Annotated in this window: 11 protein-coding genes and 3 pseudogenes; 12 read left to right on the forward strand and 2 right to left on the reverse strand. The window is 68.7% G+C overall.

The features are described 5' to 3' along the window. The first annotated feature begins 24 nt into the window (after nt 1-24). From ABT063_RS48905 to ABT063_RS48945, 9 genes are all read left to right on the forward strand, one after another. Nucleotides 25-1,059 (forward strand): zinc-dependent alcohol dehydrogenase, encoded by a 1,035-nt coding sequence (locus ABT063_RS48905; protein ID WP_351068176.1) that lies wholly within the window; start codon nt 25-27, stop codon nt 1,057-1,059. A gap of 164 nt (nt 1,060-1,223) precedes the next feature. Then, the gene (locus tag ABT063_RS48910) at nt 1,224-2,033 is read left to right on the forward strand and encodes a DeoR/GlpR family DNA-binding transcription regulator (RefSeq protein ID WP_351068179.1); all 810 of its coding nucleotides are present in this window, start codon (nt 1,224-1,226) and stop codon (nt 2,031-2,033) included. Next, nucleotides 2,030-2,767, forward strand: coding sequence for an HAD family hydrolase (locus tag ABT063_RS48915; RefSeq protein ID WP_351068182.1), 738 nt, complete (start codon nt 2,030-2,032; stop codon nt 2,765-2,767). Before ABT063_RS48910 ends, ABT063_RS48915 begins: the two co-directional genes overlap by 4 nt. A 376-nt stretch (nt 2,768-3,143) precedes the next feature. Beyond that, nucleotides 3,144-4,142, forward strand: coding sequence for a LacI family DNA-binding transcriptional regulator (locus ABT063_RS48920; protein ID WP_351068185.1), 999 nt, complete (start codon nt 3,144-3,146; stop codon nt 4,140-4,142). Nucleotides 4,143-4,522: 380 nt separating this feature from the next. Continuing rightward, on the forward strand, nt 4,523-5,821 hold the full coding sequence (locus ABT063_RS48925; RefSeq protein WP_351068188.1) for an ABC transporter substrate-binding protein: 1,299 nt from the start codon (nt 4,523-4,525) through the stop codon (nt 5,819-5,821). Between the two features lie 51 nt (nt 5,822-5,872). Further along, a complete protein-coding gene (locus ABT063_RS48930) occupies nt 5,873-6,757 on the forward strand; it encodes a carbohydrate ABC transporter permease (protein WP_351068191.1) in 885 nt (294 codons plus the stop codon). A 6-nt stretch (nt 6,758-6,763) separates the two neighbouring features. Continuing rightward, the gene (locus tag ABT063_RS48935) at nt 6,764-7,660 is read left to right on the forward strand and encodes a carbohydrate ABC transporter permease (RefSeq protein ID WP_351068193.1); all 897 of its coding nucleotides are present in this window, start codon (nt 6,764-6,766) and stop codon (nt 7,658-7,660) included. Then, nucleotides 7,657-10,272 (forward strand): family 78 glycoside hydrolase catalytic domain, encoded by a 2,616-nt coding sequence (locus ABT063_RS48940; protein WP_351068195.1) that lies wholly within the window; start codon nt 7,657-7,659, stop codon nt 10,270-10,272. Before ABT063_RS48935 ends, ABT063_RS48940 begins: the two co-directional genes overlap by 4 nt. A 58-nt stretch (nt 10,273-10,330) precedes the next feature. Beyond that, nucleotides 10,331-11,605, forward strand: a complete 1,275-nt coding sequence (locus tag ABT063_RS48945) for a family 43 glycosylhydrolase (protein WP_351068198.1) — start codon at nt 10,331-10,333, stop codon at nt 11,603-11,605. On the opposite strand, the gene ABT063_RS48950 is transcribed toward ABT063_RS48945, so the two are convergent. Both ABT063_RS48950 and ABT063_RS48955 read right to left on the reverse strand, forming a co-directional pair. Further along, nucleotides 11,514-12,101, reverse strand: a complete 588-nt coding sequence (locus ABT063_RS48950) for a (2Fe-2S)-binding protein (RefSeq protein WP_351068201.1) — start codon at nt 12,099-12,101, stop codon at nt 11,514-11,516. The two genes, ABT063_RS48945 and ABT063_RS48950, sit on opposite strands and share 92 nt — an antisense overlap. A 142-nt stretch (nt 12,102-12,243) precedes the next feature. After that, nucleotides 12,244-12,684, reverse strand: a pseudogene (locus tag ABT063_RS48955) (transposase); the annotation flags it as partial. A gap of 199 nt (nt 12,685-12,883) precedes the next feature. Here ABT063_RS48955 and ABT063_RS48960 point away from each other — a divergent pair. From ABT063_RS48960 to ABT063_RS48970, 3 genes and pseudogenes are all read left to right on the forward strand, one after another. Further along, nucleotides 12,884-13,180 (forward strand): annotated as a pseudogene (locus tag ABT063_RS48960) (helix-turn-helix domain-containing protein); the annotation flags it as partial. Nucleotides 13,181-13,668: 488 nt separating this feature from the next. After that, nucleotides 13,669-14,741: pseudogene (locus ABT063_RS48965) on the forward strand (IS110 family RNA-guided transposase). Between the two features lie 330 nt (nt 14,742-15,071). Then, the gene (locus ABT063_RS48970; RefSeq protein ID WP_351068204.1) at nt 15,072-16,121 is read left to right on the forward strand and encodes a site-specific integrase; all 1,050 of its coding nucleotides are present in this window, start codon (nt 15,072-15,074) and stop codon (nt 16,119-16,121) included. Nucleotides 16,122-16,257: the final 136 nt, after the last annotated feature.

Below are 16,257 nucleotides of genomic sequence, written 5' to 3' on the forward strand. Positions count from 1 at the left end.
GCCCGAACCGAACGGAACCCCCACATGACCGAGCAGATCCGCCGCGTTCTCGTCCGCTCCCTCGACGACATCACCCTCGAGGAGGTGCCCGCCCCCGTCCCCGGAGACGACGAACTACTGCTGCGCACCACCGTCGTCGGCGTGTGCGGCTCCGACACCCATGCGGCGGCCGGCCACCACCCCTTCATCGACCTGCCCTACCGCCCCGGCCATGAGGCAGTCGGTGTAGTCGCCGCGGCAGGCAAGGGAGCCGAGGACTTCGCGCCCGGCGACCGGGTGATCATCGAGCCCAACCTGTACTGCGGCCGCTGCCCCCAGTGCCGCTCCGGCCGCTACAACATCTGCCAGGAACTGAAGGTCTTCGGCTGCCAGACACCCGGCGCCATGGCCGATCTGTTCACCATCGCGGCCGACCGTGTCCACCGCGTTCCCGACGGCATGACCGACATCGAGGCCGCCCTCGTCGAACCCCTGGCCACCCCGGTGCACGCCGTCGCGAAGGCCGGTGACCTCACCGGACGCACGGTCGCCGTGCTCGGCGCCGGGCCCATCGGTCTGCTCGTCCTCGCCGCCGCCCGGCACGCCGGCGCCGCGAAGATCGCCGTCACCGACCTGCTGCCGGGCAAGCGGGACCGCGCCCTGCGTCTCGGAGCCGACACGGCCCTGCCCGCCGACGCCGCCGACCTCGCTGGCCAGGCCCACGCGGCGCTCGGCGGACCGGCCGACGTGGTCTTCGACTGCGTGGCGCGCGAACAGTCCATCGCCCAGGCCACCGACCTGGTCACCAAGGGCGGCACGATCATCGTCGTCGGCGTCGGAGCCGCCGGCACCACCCCCGTTCGCCTCGACCTCGTCCAGGACCGGGAAATCCGCATCGAGGGCACCCTGATGTACACCGGCGACGACTACCGCACCGCGATGTCCCTGATCTCTTCCGGCGCCATCGACACCGCCGAGATCGTCACCGCCACCTACCCGCTCCAGGACGCCGCCAAGGCGTTCGCCGCATCCGTCGACCCCGAGCAGGTCAAGGTGCTGGTCACGGTGGACGGACCGTAGCCCACGGCCACGCAGGCAGGGACGTGGACATGGACGCGGATACGCACGTCGTACGCGGCGGCCGCCGCACAGGCGGCCCGAGGCCCGCGAGCCGGACGGGCCCCGGCCCGCACCGGTCCGTGTGGGAAACTGCGATACCGGAGCGAGCGGGAAGGAGGGGCGCCGTGACCGCCCGTACGCGACTGTCCCAGGCGGCCGTCGAGGAACGGCGCCAGGCCGTGCTGCGGTACGTCGCCGACCACGGCGAGACCCGCATCGACGACCTCGCCCGGCACTTCGACGTCAGCCTGATGACGATGCACCGGGACCTGGACGACCTCACCGGGCGGCACCTGCTGCGCAAGGAGCGCGGGCGGGCCGTCGCCTTCCCCGCCCTCACCATGGAGACGGCCACCCGCTTCCGCGAGAACAGCGCCCTCGCGGCCAAGAACGCGCTCTGCGCGGCCGTCGCCGACCGGATCAGACCGGGCAGCACGGTGCTCATGGAGGACTCGACCACCCTGTTCCCCCTGGTCCCGGCGCTGGCCGAGGTGGATCAGCTGCACGTCGTCACCAACTCGGTCGGCCTCGCGCAACGCCTCGGGTCCACCGCCCCCGGGGTGAACGTAACCCTGCTGGGCGGCCACTACCGCGGCGACTTCAACTCCTGTACCGGCCCCACCGTCACCCGCGCCCTGTCGCGAATCCGGGCCGACCTCGCCTTGATGTCAGCCACCGCCGTCCTGGACGGACGCCTCTTCCACCCTTTGAACGACTACGTCGAGGTGAAGCTGGCCATGCTCGCCTCCGCCGAACAGGCGCTGCTCCTGGTGGACCACTCGAAGTTCGGCAAGACCGCCACGTACGAGTACGGCTCCGTGGCCGAGTACCACACCGTCATCACCGACACCAGCACCCCCGACGCGGAACTCGCGGCCATACGCGACCTCGGAATCCCCGTCGAGACGGTCGAACCCGAAGAGCCTTCCCTGTGATCCACACCCTGTTCGAAACCCCGAGCGCCTACCGCCCCAGCGACGCGGAGATGGCCGCGCCGGTGCCCCCGGTCCAGGCCGTCCTGTTCGACTTCAGCAACACCCTCTTCCAGATGATCGACCTGGAGACGTGGCTGCGCCGGGTCGGCTCCGCCACCGGCCGCCTCGCCGTGCTGGACGAGCCCGGCGCAGTGGCCGAAATCTCCGACCAGTTGCGCGCCGCCTTCCGGCTGCCCTCCGTCGTAGCCCTCCAGGAAGGCCGAGATCTCTCTTCCGCACAGCACCGCCGCGCCATGTGGGGATGGTGGGCGCAGGTGGACTTCCTGCGCGGCGCAGAGGAGGCGGCCTACCGGGAGCTCACCGCTCCGGACGCCTGGGTTCCCTATCCCGACACCGAACCGGTCCTGCGTTCCCTGCGCGAGCGCGGACTGCGCATCGGCGTCGTCAGCGACTTCGCCTGGGACCTGCGCACCCACCTCGCCCACCACGGGCTGGACGCCTTGATCGACACCTGCGTGATCTCCTACGAGCAGGGCCGGGAGAAGCCCGACCCACAGCTGTTCCTCAAAGCCTGCGCCGGCCTCGGCGTGGACCCCCGCGCCACCCTCATGGTCGGCGACAACCCGGTCCGCGACGGTGGCGCGGCCGCCTGCGGCCTGCGCACCTACATCCTGCCGGCGGAACACCGCACCGGAGAGCGCGGCCTGACGGATGTGCAGCGGCTCGTGGTCTGAGTTGTTCAGCAATCGCAGGGGGCGATCGCGATGTCCTGGGACCGGCGATTGATGCGTTTTAATCAGGTCGGCGGAGGAGACTCACACACTCCCTGGGGGCCGTCACGTTTCGGTCGGCGGGCGCTCGCCGTGGGTCGCGCCGGAGGACGCCGGAGCTGCGCTGTGACCTGCTGCTCTTCGATGCTCCTATCCGCCCTTGATGTCTGGCTGGACGCAAAGACTTGGAACGCTTCAATACGCGTCATGTATCCTGCGGCTTGTCCGCGACAGCCTGGTCACTGTGAGTGCCGTGCGGTCCGGGGTTGAATGAGACCGGAGGTCGAGGAGCGCTGTGGCAACCGCCCGTCCGCGAGTACAGGGGCATGCCGGTCCGAGCATGCAGGACGTCGCTGAGGCCGCGGGCGTCTCGGTCGGCACCGTCTCCAACGTCCTCAACCATCCGTCGAAGGTGAGTCCGGCGACGGCGCAGCGCGTCCGCGAAGCCATCGGCCGACTGGGTTTCGTGCGCAATGACGCCGCCCGGTCGCTGGTGTCGGGATCGACCAACAGCGTCGGCATGGTGCTCGCCGACATCGAGAACTCCCTGTTCATCGACATGGCGCACGGTGCGCAGGACGCCGCCCGCGCGGTCGGCCAGAACCTGCTGCTCGCGAACACGGCGTGCGACATGAAGCTTCAGGACGACTACCTGGACCTCTTCGACGAGTCGCGGGTCACCGGCGTGCTGCTGGCTCCGATGGAGGACTCCTCGGCCGGCATCGCCCGCATCCGTTCGCACGGGCGCCATGTCGTGCTCCTCAACTACGCTCCCAGACCGGGCACCTGCTGTTCCGTGCTGGTCAACAACGAGCACGTCGGATATCTGGCAGCCCGCCATCTCATCGACACCGGGCGCACACGACTGGCCTATGTGGTGGCGCACGACGACTACCAGCCTGTCCGCGACCGGCGCAGGGGAGTGCGCGCGGCGGTCGAGGAGGCGGGACCCGGCATCAGCCTGGAGGAGATCGACAGCGTCGGCCTGACCGCGTCACACGGGCATGTGGTCGGCCAGGATCTCGCGCGGCGAGCCCCTGGCGATCTGCCGGACGGTCTGATCGCCGTCACCGATGAGCTGGCCAACGCCATCATCCATGAGCTGCACACCGTGGCGGGGGTCCGCGTGCCCGACCGGCTCGCGGTCGTCGGCTGTGAGAACAACCGGGCAGCCGGCACCGCGGCGGTACCGTTGACCGCGGTGGACATGCCGGGCCGGATGATGGGGCAGGAAGCGATCCGGCTGCTGATGGACGAGGTGGCTTCGGGCGGCCGGCACCGTCATGCCACCGTCGTGCTGGAGCCCGAGCTGATCGTCCGCGCCAGCGCGCCGAACTGATCGTTCGCCTCCGCGCGCTGACGGGCCGCGCCAAGCGCTCCGCTGAAGCTGCCGCCATGTGCTGCCGGGTTCCGCGACACCATCGTGGCCGGGCGGGATTCCTCGCGCGCTTCAGAGCGCTGTCGGACGGCAGCGGACTTCGCCTGACCTGCGCACTCGTCCGCAATGCTGATCGTCCGCCGCGCCGCAGCCTGCCGGGCTGACCGGCAGTTCGTCACCCGCGCTCGGGGCAGCCCCCGTCGGCCGGGCGCCCCCGACGCCCCCACAGATGCGGTTCGGAAACATCCAGGACAGATCCTTGACACACGCAGACAGGGGTCATAGGTTCCCGGCATCCCTCTATTGAAGCGTTTCAACACACTGCGCGCCGAGGAGCACCTGTGCACAAGACCCTCAGAACCCGCCGTATCGCCCTGCCGTTGACCGCTGCCACCGCGAGCCTGCTGCTGAGCGCCTGCGGCGGCGGGAGCGCCTCGGGCGGCGACGCCAAGGCGTTCACCCTCACCATCAACGACGACAACCACATCGTGCAGCAGGAGCTCACCGCCCTGGGCAAGGGCTCGTGCGCGCCGCAGAACAAGGCTCTGCCGCTGAAGATCCAGACACTGCCGATCGGCAACGTCGACCAGAAGGTGCAGCTTCTCGCCGGCCAGAACGCCCTGCCGGTGCAGTTCGCGGCGGGAGGCACACCGCAGCTCACCAAGACCCTGGACAAGGCCGGGCAGGTCCTCGACCTGGAGAAGACGCTCAAGGACCTCGGCGTCTGGAACAACATCCAGCCGGCCGCCGTCAAGACCGTCGAGAACCTGTACGGCAAGTTCAACGTGATGCCCTACCAGTTCAACATCGAGGGCATCTGGTACAACAGGAAGCTCTTCGCCGACCACGGCATCGCCGTCCCGACGACATACGACCAGTTGGTCGCGGCGGCGGCGAAGCTCAAGGGCGCCGGTGTCACCGCGTTCTCCGCGGACGGGAAGGACGGCTGGCCCCTCACCCGTCTGGTCAGCGGCTACATCTACCGCGCACTCGGCCCGGAGGCCCTGCAGGCGGTGGCCGACGGCAAGGCCAAGCTGACGGACCCGGCCTACGTGAAGGCTGCCCAGGCCATCGCCGACCTGGGCAAGGCGGGCTACTTCGGCAAGGGCGTCGGATCGATCGACTACGACACAGCGTCGCAGCAGTTCCTGACCGGCAAGGCCGCGATGTACTACATGGGCAGCTGGGCGCTCGGAGACTTCAACGACCCGGCCAAGAACAAGATCGGTGCGGACAACGTCGGCTTCATGCCGTTCCCGGCGGTCAAGGGCGGGATGGGCAGCGCGGACCAGATCCCGGCCAACGTCGGTCTCCCGGTCGCCGTCTCCGCCAAGTCCTACGACGCCAAGGTCGGCGACTGGCTCTCCTGCATCACCAAGAACTACGGCGCCGCCTCGCTGAAGGACCAGGGCACGGTCTCCGGGTTCAAGCCCAACGGCGACACCGGCACACTGCCTCCGCTCACCCAGACCGTCCAGGACACCATCACCAAGACCAAGACCAGCACCCTGTGGTTCGAGGCGCTCTTCAACACGAAGGCGACAGAGACCAGCCAGACGAACGCCGCGCCGCTCGTCAACGGATCCATCTCGGCCAAGGACTTCATGCGGAAGATCCAGGCGGATCTCGACAACGGCTGATCCCTCCCGCACCACCGTGGTCCGCACCACCCCCTTCGTGAGAGAGCCGACATGCGTTCAGTTCTGGGAGACCGCCGTGCCATCGCCGTCCTGCTGGGCCCGGCGCTGCTGGTGTACACCCTGGTCATGCTGGTACCGATGGGCTGGTCCCTCGGCTACACCTTCTTCACGGGCAACGTCATCGAGGGCTTCACCTTCGGGGGGCTCGGAAACTTCGACAAGCTCTGGCACGACCCGCAGGCGCACTCGGCGCTGTGGTTCACCTTCAAGTACGCGATCGCGGTCAGCGCCGGGCAGGTCCTCTGCGGGTACCTGCTCGCACTGCTCTACGTGTTTGTCCTGCGCAAGTCGTCCGCGGTCGTCCGCACCCTGGTGTTCTTCCCGGTGATCCTTCCGACGGTCGCCGTGGCCCTGATGTTCCAGAAACTCTTCGCCGTCGCGCCGCAGAACGGCCTGGCCAACGTCGCCCTAGAAGGGATGGGCATCCACCACGGCGACTGGTTCGCCGGCGCGGGCGGCTCCTTCATCGTCCTGGTCGTCATGGACGTGTGGCGCTCCATGGGCTTCTACGGCGTCCTCATCTTCGCCGGGCTCCTCGACATCCCCGACGAGACGCTCGAGTCGGCGCGGATGGACGGCGCCACCGGATGGCGGCTGATCCGGCACATCGTCCTGCCGCTGTCCGCGCCCGTGCTGCTGTCGTCGGTCGTGTTCAGCATCAACGGCACCCTCAAGGTGTTCGACTCGGTCCTCGCCCTGACCAACGGCGGGCCGGGCAGCGACACGACGCCCCTGACCCTCTACATGTTCCGCACCGCGTTCTCCTACGGCGACTACGGCTACGGCAGCACCATCGCCTCGCTGCTCACCGTCGTCTGCCTCGCCGTCACCCTCATCATCTTCCGCTTCTCGCGCCGCGAACCGAGCAAGGGCTGAACCTCCATGACCGACTCCATGAAGGCACCGCCGCGGGAACTCCTCGCCCGTCCCGGGGCGGGCTCCGTCCGAGGGCGGGCGTATGCCCGGCGCCTGACGCGGAACCTGCTCGTCACGCTGCTGGTGGTCGTCGAGGTGACGCCGCTGCTGTGGCTGGTGCTCAGTTCCTTCAAGACCCAGTCCGAGTTCGTGAACGACCCTGCCTGGTCGCTGCCGGGGGAGTGGGAGCTGCACAACTACGCCGACGCCTGGACGAGCGGGAACGTCGGCCTCTACATCAGCAACAGCCTCCTGGCCACCGTGCCCTCGCTCGCGCTCATCATCGTCCTCGGCACAGCCGCGGGCTTCGCCCTGGAGGTCATGATCTGGCGCGGACGCCACCAGGTGCTCCTCGTCTTCCTGCTGGGCATCATGGTGCCGAGCCAGATGATCCTGCTGCCCCTGTTCCGGGTGTACTTCCAGGGCGGTCTCTCCGGCACGATGTGGCCGCTGATCATCACCTACACCGCCGTCGGGCTCCCGCTCACCGTTTTCATGATGGCCACCTACTTCCGGGCCGTCCCGCGGGAGATCTTCGAGGCCGCCACCCTCGACGGGGCGGGCATGCTCACCGCGTTCTGGCGGATCGGATTCCCCGTCGTCCGCAACGCCGTCTTCACGGTCGCGCTGGTGCAGTTTTTCTTCATCTGGAACGACCTGCTCGTCTCGCTCACGTTCACCACCGACGACAGCCTGCGCACCGTCCAGGTCGGACTGCTCAACTTCACCGGTCAGTACGGAGAGACGGCCTACGGACCGCTGTTCGCCGCGATCAGCATCAACGTCGTCGGCGCCCTGGTGCTCTACCTGTTGATCAACCAGCGCATCATCAAGGGCCTGACCGCCGGCGCGGTGAAGGGATGAGGGACGAGCGGATACCCGCGGTGACCGTCCCCACCGCGGAACATCACCGGGAGCCGTTCGGCATCGGCGAGTCGTCGCCCCGGATCTCCTGGAAGACCACAGCACCCGCCGGCTGGACGCAGCACGCGTATGAGATCGAGGCCACCCGCGCCGACGGGACGTATCGCACGGGCTGGGTGACCGCCCGGGATTCCGTGCTCGTCCCCTGGCCCCTGCGGCCACTGACGTCCCGGGAAGCATGCGAGGTCCGGGTGCGGGTCCGCGGGACCGACCAGGCCGTCGGCGGCTGGAGCCCACCGCTGCGCATCGAGACGGGCCTGCTGAAACCGACGGACTGGACGGCCCGCGCGATCTCGCCGCACGAGCCACACCTGCCGGAGAGGCCGGACGCCGAGCGCCGACCGCCCCTGCTGCGCAAGGAGTTCGCCGTCGCCGCGGACGTCGAGCGCGCACGGCTGTACGTCACCGCCCACGGCCTGTACGAGATCGAGATCAACGGCCGACGGGTCGGCGACCACGCCCTCGCACCCGGCTGGACCAGCTACCACCACCGGCTTCGCTATCAGACCCACGACGTCACCGACCACCTGCGCGCCGGTGCCAACGCCATCGGCGCGTGGCTGGCCGACGGCTGGTACCGGGGGCGGCTGGGCTTCGGCGGCGGCCACGCCGACCTCTACGGCGACCGGGTCGCGCTCATCGCCCAACTGGAGATCGTCCACCGCGACGGAACCGTCACCGTCGTCGGCACCGACACCTCCTGGCGCGCCGGCCAGGGCCCCATCCTTTCCTCGGGACTGCTCGACGGCGAGACCTACGACGCGCGCGAGGAACCGCCCGGCTGGTCGAGTCCCGGGTTCGACGACGGCGACTGGTCGCCGGTGGACATCGTCGACCGGGACCCGGCGACTCTGGTCGCACCCACCGGCCCGCCGGTGCGCTGCACGCAGGAGATCATCCCTGTCCTGGTGACCTCTCTCGACGGCGACCGGCTCCTGGTGGACTTCGGGCAGAACCTGGTCGGCAGGGTCCGCATCACCGTGTCCGGTCCGGCCGGGCACACGGTCGTCATCCGCCACGCCGAGGTGCTCCAGGACGGAGAGCTGTGCGTGCGCCCCCTGCGCGATGCCGTGTCCACCGACCGGTACACCCTGCGCGGCGGCGCCCCCGAGACCTGGGAGCCGCGTTTCACCATCCACGGATTCCGGTACGCCCAGATCACCGGCTGGCGCGGCAGCGGCTTCCCGAGCCGCGACATCGTCGCCCGCGTCCACCACACCGACATGGCCCGCACCGGCTGGTTCGAATGCTCCAACGAGCAGGTCAGCCGACTGCACGAGAACGTGGTGTGGAGCCTGCGCGGAAACTTCGTCGACCTTCCCACCGACTGCCCGCAGCGTGACGAGCGGCTCGGCTGGACCGGTGACATCCAGATCTTCGCGCCCACGGCCGCCTTCCTGTACGACTGCCACGGCATGCTCGCCTCCTGGCTGCGCGACGTCGCCGTCGAACAGCACGACGACGGGACCGTCCCCTGGTACGTCCCCTCGATCCCGGGGGGCGAGCAGTGGACCCCCGCCCGACCGGGCGCCGGCTGGGGCGACGTCGTAGCACTCACTCCGTGGGATCTCTACCGGGCCTCGGGCGACACCGCTCTGCTCGCCGCCCAGTACGAGAGCGCACGGCGATGGGTCGACCTCATCACCGCACTCGCCGACGAGTCGGGCCTGTGGAATCGCGGCTACCAACTCGGGGACTGGCTCGACCCGTTCGCACCCCCCGAAGACCCCAGCGCCGGCCGCACCGACCGCCACCTCATCGCCACGGCGTACTACGCCTGGTCGCTGCGGCATGTGGCATGGACCGCCGACGTCCTGGGACGTGAGGACGACCGGGACCGCTATGGGGAACTCGCGCGACGAGTCCGGCAGGCGTTCGCCGGCGCGTACGTGTTGCCCGGCGGCTTGATGACCAGCGACACCCAGACCGCCTACGCCGTCGCCCTCCAGTTCGACCTCCTCCCCGACGAGGCAGCCCGGGCCGCCGCCGGACGGCGCCTGGCCGAACTGGTCGCGGCGGGCGGCCATACCATCCAGACCGGATTCATCGGCACCCCGCTGGTGGCACCCGCGCTGAGCACCACGCACCATGACGACACCGCCTACGCCCTGCTCCTCCAGCAGGAGTGCCCCTCGTGGCTGTACGCGCTCAAGCACGACGCCACCACCATCTGGGAACGCTGGGACAGCATGCTGCCCGACGGCACCGTCAATCCCGGCGAGATGACCTCGTTCAACCACTACGCCCTCGGCGCCGTCGCCCAGTGGCTGCACAGCACGGTCGCCGGGCTCAACGCGAGTACGCCGGGCTACCGCGACATCGTCTTCCGTCCACGACCGGGCGGCGGCATCACCTGGGCGAGTGCCGCCCACGAGTCGCCGTACGGACGTGTGGCGATCCGATGGGAGCTGCGGGAAACGGATCTCAGCGTCGAAACGACCGTGCCCACGGGGGCCACCGGACGGATCGAGTGGCCCGACGGCGGCGTAAGCACCCTGCCGACCGGGACCACCATCACCCGACGACCGTATCCCGGCTCCGACTCACACTGACCCGTCCATGATCCCGGCCGGTTCGCGCCAACACCAGAGCGAAACAAAGGAGTCTCGCATGAGCAGCCATCACGCCGCCGATGAGTCCAGCCCCGGAATACGCAGACATCGGCAGCGTTCTGTCCTCGCCACGATCGTCGTCACTCTCCTGACGGTTCTCGGCTTGATCACCGCCTCCCCCGCACAGGCACTCAGCGGTGATCTCCGCATGCACGACCCGAGTGTCATCAAGGTGGGCAGCTGCTACTACGGCTTCTCCACCGGGTTCGAGAACGACCCGCTCAACCCCAGTGGATCCATCACTCTCCGCAAAACGTGCGGCGGCACCGCGGCCTCCGGATGGACCAAGGTCGGCAACGTCTGGTCGTCGACCCCGTCCTGGATCACCGCCAAGCTCGGCTCGACCCCGCCGAACATCTGGGCCCCGGACATCAAGTACTTCAACGGGAAGTACCACCTGTACTACGCCGGATCCCGCTGGGGCACCAACTACGCCGTGATGGGCCTCGCCACCGCCACCCACATCGAGGGTCCCTGGACCGACCAGGGCATGGTCACGGACGTCAACTACCCGATCGACCCCAACGTCGACTGGGGACCGGACGGCCGGCTGTACATCTCCTGGGGTTCCTGGACCGGCTCCGGCACCTACATGCACGTCCTGGACCAGTCCACCGGCAAGCTGTCCACCACTGACCACAACCTCTGGCGCATCGCCGTCGGCATCGAAAACCCGACGATCATCCTCAACGGCGGCTACTACTACCTCTTCGGCTCCAAGGGCACCTGCTGCAGCGGGACCAACAGCACCTACTACACCGTGGTCGGCCGGTCCACCAGCATCACCGGACCGTACCTGGACCAGAACGGCACCGACATGGCCTCCGGTGGCGGGACCACCGTCCTGACCGGCGCATACCCCAGGGTGGCCGCCGGCGGCGCCGACGCCTACGACGACGGCACGTCCAAGTTCCTCGCCTACCACTACTACGACGGCAACAACTCAGGGCAGGAGACCCTCGACATCCGGCAGGTGACTTTCGCGGGTGGCTGGCCGGTCATCGCCAGTCCGCTCGGGGCCGCGAACAACCGCCTGCTGAACCGCAACAGCGCCAAGTGCGCGGACGTCTGGAGCCTGAGCACGGCGGACGGGGCGGCGGTGAACTCCGGCAACTGCAACTCCGGGGCCAATCAGCAGTGGGTGCCCACCGCCGTGGGTTCCAATTACGAACTGCGCAACGTCAACAGCGGCAGATGTTGCCGCTCATGTACTCCCGGATCTCCTCCGGCGAGCTGGTGTGGCCCTCCTGGATGCAGCCGACGCCGGACATGATCTGGCCGGGGGTGCAGTAGCCGCACTGGAAGGCGTCCTCGTCGATGAACGCCTGCTGCAGAGGGTGCAGCTCGTCGCCCTTGGCCAGGCCCTCGATCGTGGTGACCTCGGCGCCCTCCAGCCGCACCGCCAGCGTCAGGCAGGAGTTGACCCGCTGCCCGTCGACCAGCACTGTGCACGCCCCGCAGGCCCCGGCGTTACAGCCCTTCTTCGAACCGGTCAGGTCAAGGTGCTCGCGCAGCAGATCCAGTAGCGAGGTCCGGTTGTCGACCGTCACCGTCCGCCGGGTGCCGTTCACCGTCAGGGACACACGGCTGGATGGGGCCGCACCCTTGGCGGTCGCTTCCTCGGCGCCGGCCAGGAACGTTCCGCCGGCCACCACGACACCGCCCACCGCGACACCGGTGGCGATGACGGTGCGCCGACTGGGCCCCGAGCTGGACTCACCGGCTCCGGTGGGCGGAGAAACAGCAGAATCAGGGAGTTCAGAGGACATACGTTCGCCTTTGCGTCACGGACGGATCAGTCGTGTACACCAGCGGGAGACCAGGCACGAGATCGACGCCACCGCGGGAAACTGGGTGACCGCTCGCCTCGACGGGTCGGCTGATCACGCGGAGAGTCTTGCATCACAGGCGTCACCCATGGCAGGGAGAGTTTTGTCCCCCCTTGCTTTTCCTTGGCCTTTCCTTGGCTTTCTTTGCCCGCGAGTAAGCGCTAGGTAAAGGAGGAAGGGTGGTCATGCCCCCTCTAGTGGTCCCTTCGGAGAGGTAGCGGCGGTCCAGACCTGCCACTCGTCGTGGAGTTCAGCCAGGACGGCGACGGCAAGCCGGGCCAGGGCCGCAGGGTCAGGGAAGACCTGCACGACGTCGGCCCTGCGTTTGATTTCTCGGTTCGGCCGCTCCAGCGGATTGGTCGACCGGATCTTGTTCCAGTGGGCCGGCGGGAAGTCCGCGAACGCGGTGATGTCCGTCGCAGAGTCCAGCAGCATCGTCCTGACCTGCCGGAACTTCCGTCCGAGCATGTCGGCGACCCACGTCCAGCTGGGTGCGGACGGCCCTGGCGGTGGTCTGCGCGAAGAAAAGACCACACCCGGCACCCCTGGCCGGGTCAACCGAACGAAGAGCTCACCGCATCCCCCAGAACAACGTGGGGAGCCTTTTCAGCGCGGCCACGGATCGGGCGACGGTGGTGGGGTGGGTGGACTGCGGCAACGCCCGAGGCTCCCGGTGCCATTGAGGGAGTGTTCGAAGTCTCGACCCATCCGTAGGAGCCTCGTTGGTTCCGTACCCTGCCGCACTCGACCTTCCCCACGCTCCGGTCGAGTGGGCCACGATGCTCATCGTCAATCGTGAGGGTGACCGGCGGTGCAGGCTGCCGCCGCACCAGCGTGCGCTGGTCGCCCTGGTGTACCTGCGTGGCCACGACATCCTCTCGCATCGCGGCCTGTTTCCGGGATATCGGTCGGTACCGCCCACGCCTAAGTCACGGCCCGACGGTCTACTCGCCGATCGTGCTCCAAGATTGCTGAAGGTGCTGCGCGAGACAGACGCGGACTTCGTCCTGCTCGACGGACCTCACCGAGTGCGCGTCCGGGAGTGAACCCATGCTCCGTTGACCGCGTTCGGTCAATCGACGCAGGACTGCCGGTGACGCGGACCGCGAGGCTGTCCGCGAATGCCGGTCACGAGTGGGCGAGAAGTCAACTCACTGTCACCCCTCCATGCCAGGTTGAGCGCCGGTTCGGACGAAGCCATCCGGCAGTGATCGAGTCATGCGGTTGTGCTGGGATCCCGTGGGACGGTTGCGCAGTGCCGTTCCGGACGGGGGTCTGACTCATGAAATCTATGACCGAAGTGTCCAGTCACGGGCTTGTCGACTGTCGTTGCGGGATGGCGCCTGCTGTCACCGAGCCACAGGGCGTGTCCCAATAGGGGCCTTGCCGAGTTTCAGGCGCCATCACGGTTCAGACCGCCCGAGCGGGCCGGTGCCATCTACTCAGCACGTCACCGCGCGGGAGGCGAACCACCATGACGAACAGACAGCGCAGCACCTCCTCCAGTATGGATCCTCCCGTTCCGGGCGAGGTCGTGCTGGGCGTGGACACAACACGGCGAGGTCCATGTCGCCGCCGTGGTCTCCCCGCGGGAAGGTCCTGGGCACCGAGTCTTTCCCGGCCACGGCGGCTGGCTACCGTCGGCTGCTCGTCTGGGCCCGCGAGCTGGGGGCGGTGCGCCGGGCCGGTGTGGAGGGCACCGGCACCTTCGGCGCGGGCCTGTCCCGTTACCTGCTAGCTCAGCAGGTCCAGGTGTACGAGGTGAACCGGCCCGACCGCTCGGCCCGCCGTCTGCTGGGGAAGTCGGACCCGCTCGATGCGCAGGCCGCCGCGCGGGCCGTGCTCAGCGGTCGCGCCCGGGCCCGGGCCAAGTCCGGCGACGGTCCGGTGCACAGCGCCCGGATGTTCAAACTCGCGAAAGACTCCGCAGTCAAGGCCCGTACCCAGGCGATCAACCAGCTCAAAGCTGTCCTGGTCATAGCCGACCCGGCCCTACGGGAACGACTGTCCAGCCTGGGCAACCGCGAGCTGTTCCGCACCTGCGCGCGCCTCAGCCCGCTCGACGGCGAAGACGGCGGGGGCGATGAGGACGCCGTGGCCCAGGCCACCGTCATCACCCTGAGCCTGCTGGCCCAGCGCATCGAGCAGCTCACCGGGCAGATCGATGAGCTGAATCAGCGCCTGACCCAGCTCGTCGAACGCCACGCCCCGCAACTGCTCATACCGGTGGGCATCGGCCCAGACAGCGCCGTCACTCTCCTGATCACCATGGGAGACAACCCCGAGCGGCTGAACACCGAGGCATCCTTTGCCGCCCTTTGCGGAGTCAGCCCCATCGAGTACTCCTCTGGCCGTCGGAGCACGCGCCGGCTCAACTACGGCGGCAACCGCCAGGCCAACGCGGCCCTGCACCGCATCGTGTTCACCCGCCTGCGCCACGACCCACGCACCCAGGCGTACTACGAACGCCGCACCCAGGAGGGCAAGACTCGACGTGAGATCATCCGATGCCTCAAGCGGTATGCAGCCCGCGAGGTCTTCAACCTGGTCAGACCGGTTTCCTGCACCCCCGCGTTATAGGGGCGTCCGTGCGCTCCGACAACAGCCGTCGAGTCCACGCCAGCGCGTGGGGCTCGGATAACCGGTCCCGCTGGGAGGGGAGGACCACGGGCGGGGTGGACGTCGAGGTATTGGTGAGCACAGTCAAGTCTCCGTCTCGCACTGGATGGGCTTTAACGGAGTCCTCTATGAAAAAAAGACCGACTGATCCCCCGCGAAATCACGAAAGTCATTTGGTCGGGCATTGCGCCGCAGATTGGTGTCCGTCCGCGTGGTCCCGTGTGGTGCCGGGATAAGCTCCCCATATCCGGGCTCCATCGGAGCGCGTAAATCCGGTGAACGGGGCGGATCATGTCAGACAGTCAGAAGACGGTTGAACGGGTCGTCATCCCGGCGGTGCCGGCCCGGCCGGAGGCGTACGACCCCGCGACCCGGGCCGCGCTGGAGCACATCGACCGCCAGGCCGTGCGCGCCGTCGCCGACGGCCGCCCGGAGTCCACCCGCGACGCCTACACCCAGGACTGGGCGAGCTGGAGCAAGTTCTGCGCCGCCTCCGGCGTGCCGGTGCTCGCTGTCACCCCCGGCACGCTGGTGATGTTCGTCGAGTGGCTGTGGACCCAGCCCGGAGGACGCCGGGGGACGTGCACCGCACCGTCGACGATCGACCGGCGGATCTCCGGCACCGTGGTGACCGCCCGCGCCGAGCACGGCGTGCGGCTGGAGGACGGCGTTGCCCGTCTCGCCCGCAACCGGCTCAAGCAGCTGGTGAAGGAGATGGAGGAGAACGGCGAGACTCGCGGCCGGGGCCAGGCGCCGCCGCTGCTGGTCGAGCATCTGGTAAAGATCAGCGCCGCCTGCCCGGACAACCTCATGGGCATCCGCGACCGCGCCCTGGTCCTTATGCACTTCGCTGTCGCCGGCCGCGAGCACGAACTCGCCTTCAACCGCGTGCGCGACTACGCCGAGACCCCCGGCGGCATCCAGGCCGACCTGCGCGTGTCCAAGGTCCGCCCCCGCATCGTCCCCGTCCCCTACGGCTCCCGGCCGTCGATCTGCCCGGTCCGCGCGTGGCAGGCGTGGAAAGAGGCCGCCGACCTCACCGACCCCGGCAGCTACGCCTGGCGGCGCCTGCACAACCGCTGGCACACCGTCATGGACAGCGGACTGCAGCCCGAATCCATCGGCGACATCGTCACCCGCGCAGGCGAACGCGCCGGGATCGAGATCCGCTTCACCGGCCACAGCCCCCGCCGCGGACTCGCCACGTCCTCCCGCCTCAAGGGCCACGACCAGATCGTCATCGCCAAGCAGGGCGGCTGGGCCCCGCACTCCAAGGTGCTCGCCGGCTACCTCGAAGTCGTCGACCAGTGGGAGGACAACGCCCTGCTCGGCGTGCTGTAGACGGATCTGTCGCACCGGACGGGCCCTCCCGGGCGGCTGGCCGCCTAGGCCGTTTCGTTCGGATCATCTGATCGTTGGTCCGGGTGTGCCGTTGACTGATGCGCAGTGGGCGCGGATCGAGCCGTTACTCCCGGAC

The sequence above is a fragment of the Streptomyces sp. NPDC002838 genome (assembly GCF_040295365.1).
Taxonomy (GTDB): domain Bacteria; phylum Actinomycetota; class Actinomycetes; order Streptomycetales; family Streptomycetaceae; genus Streptomyces.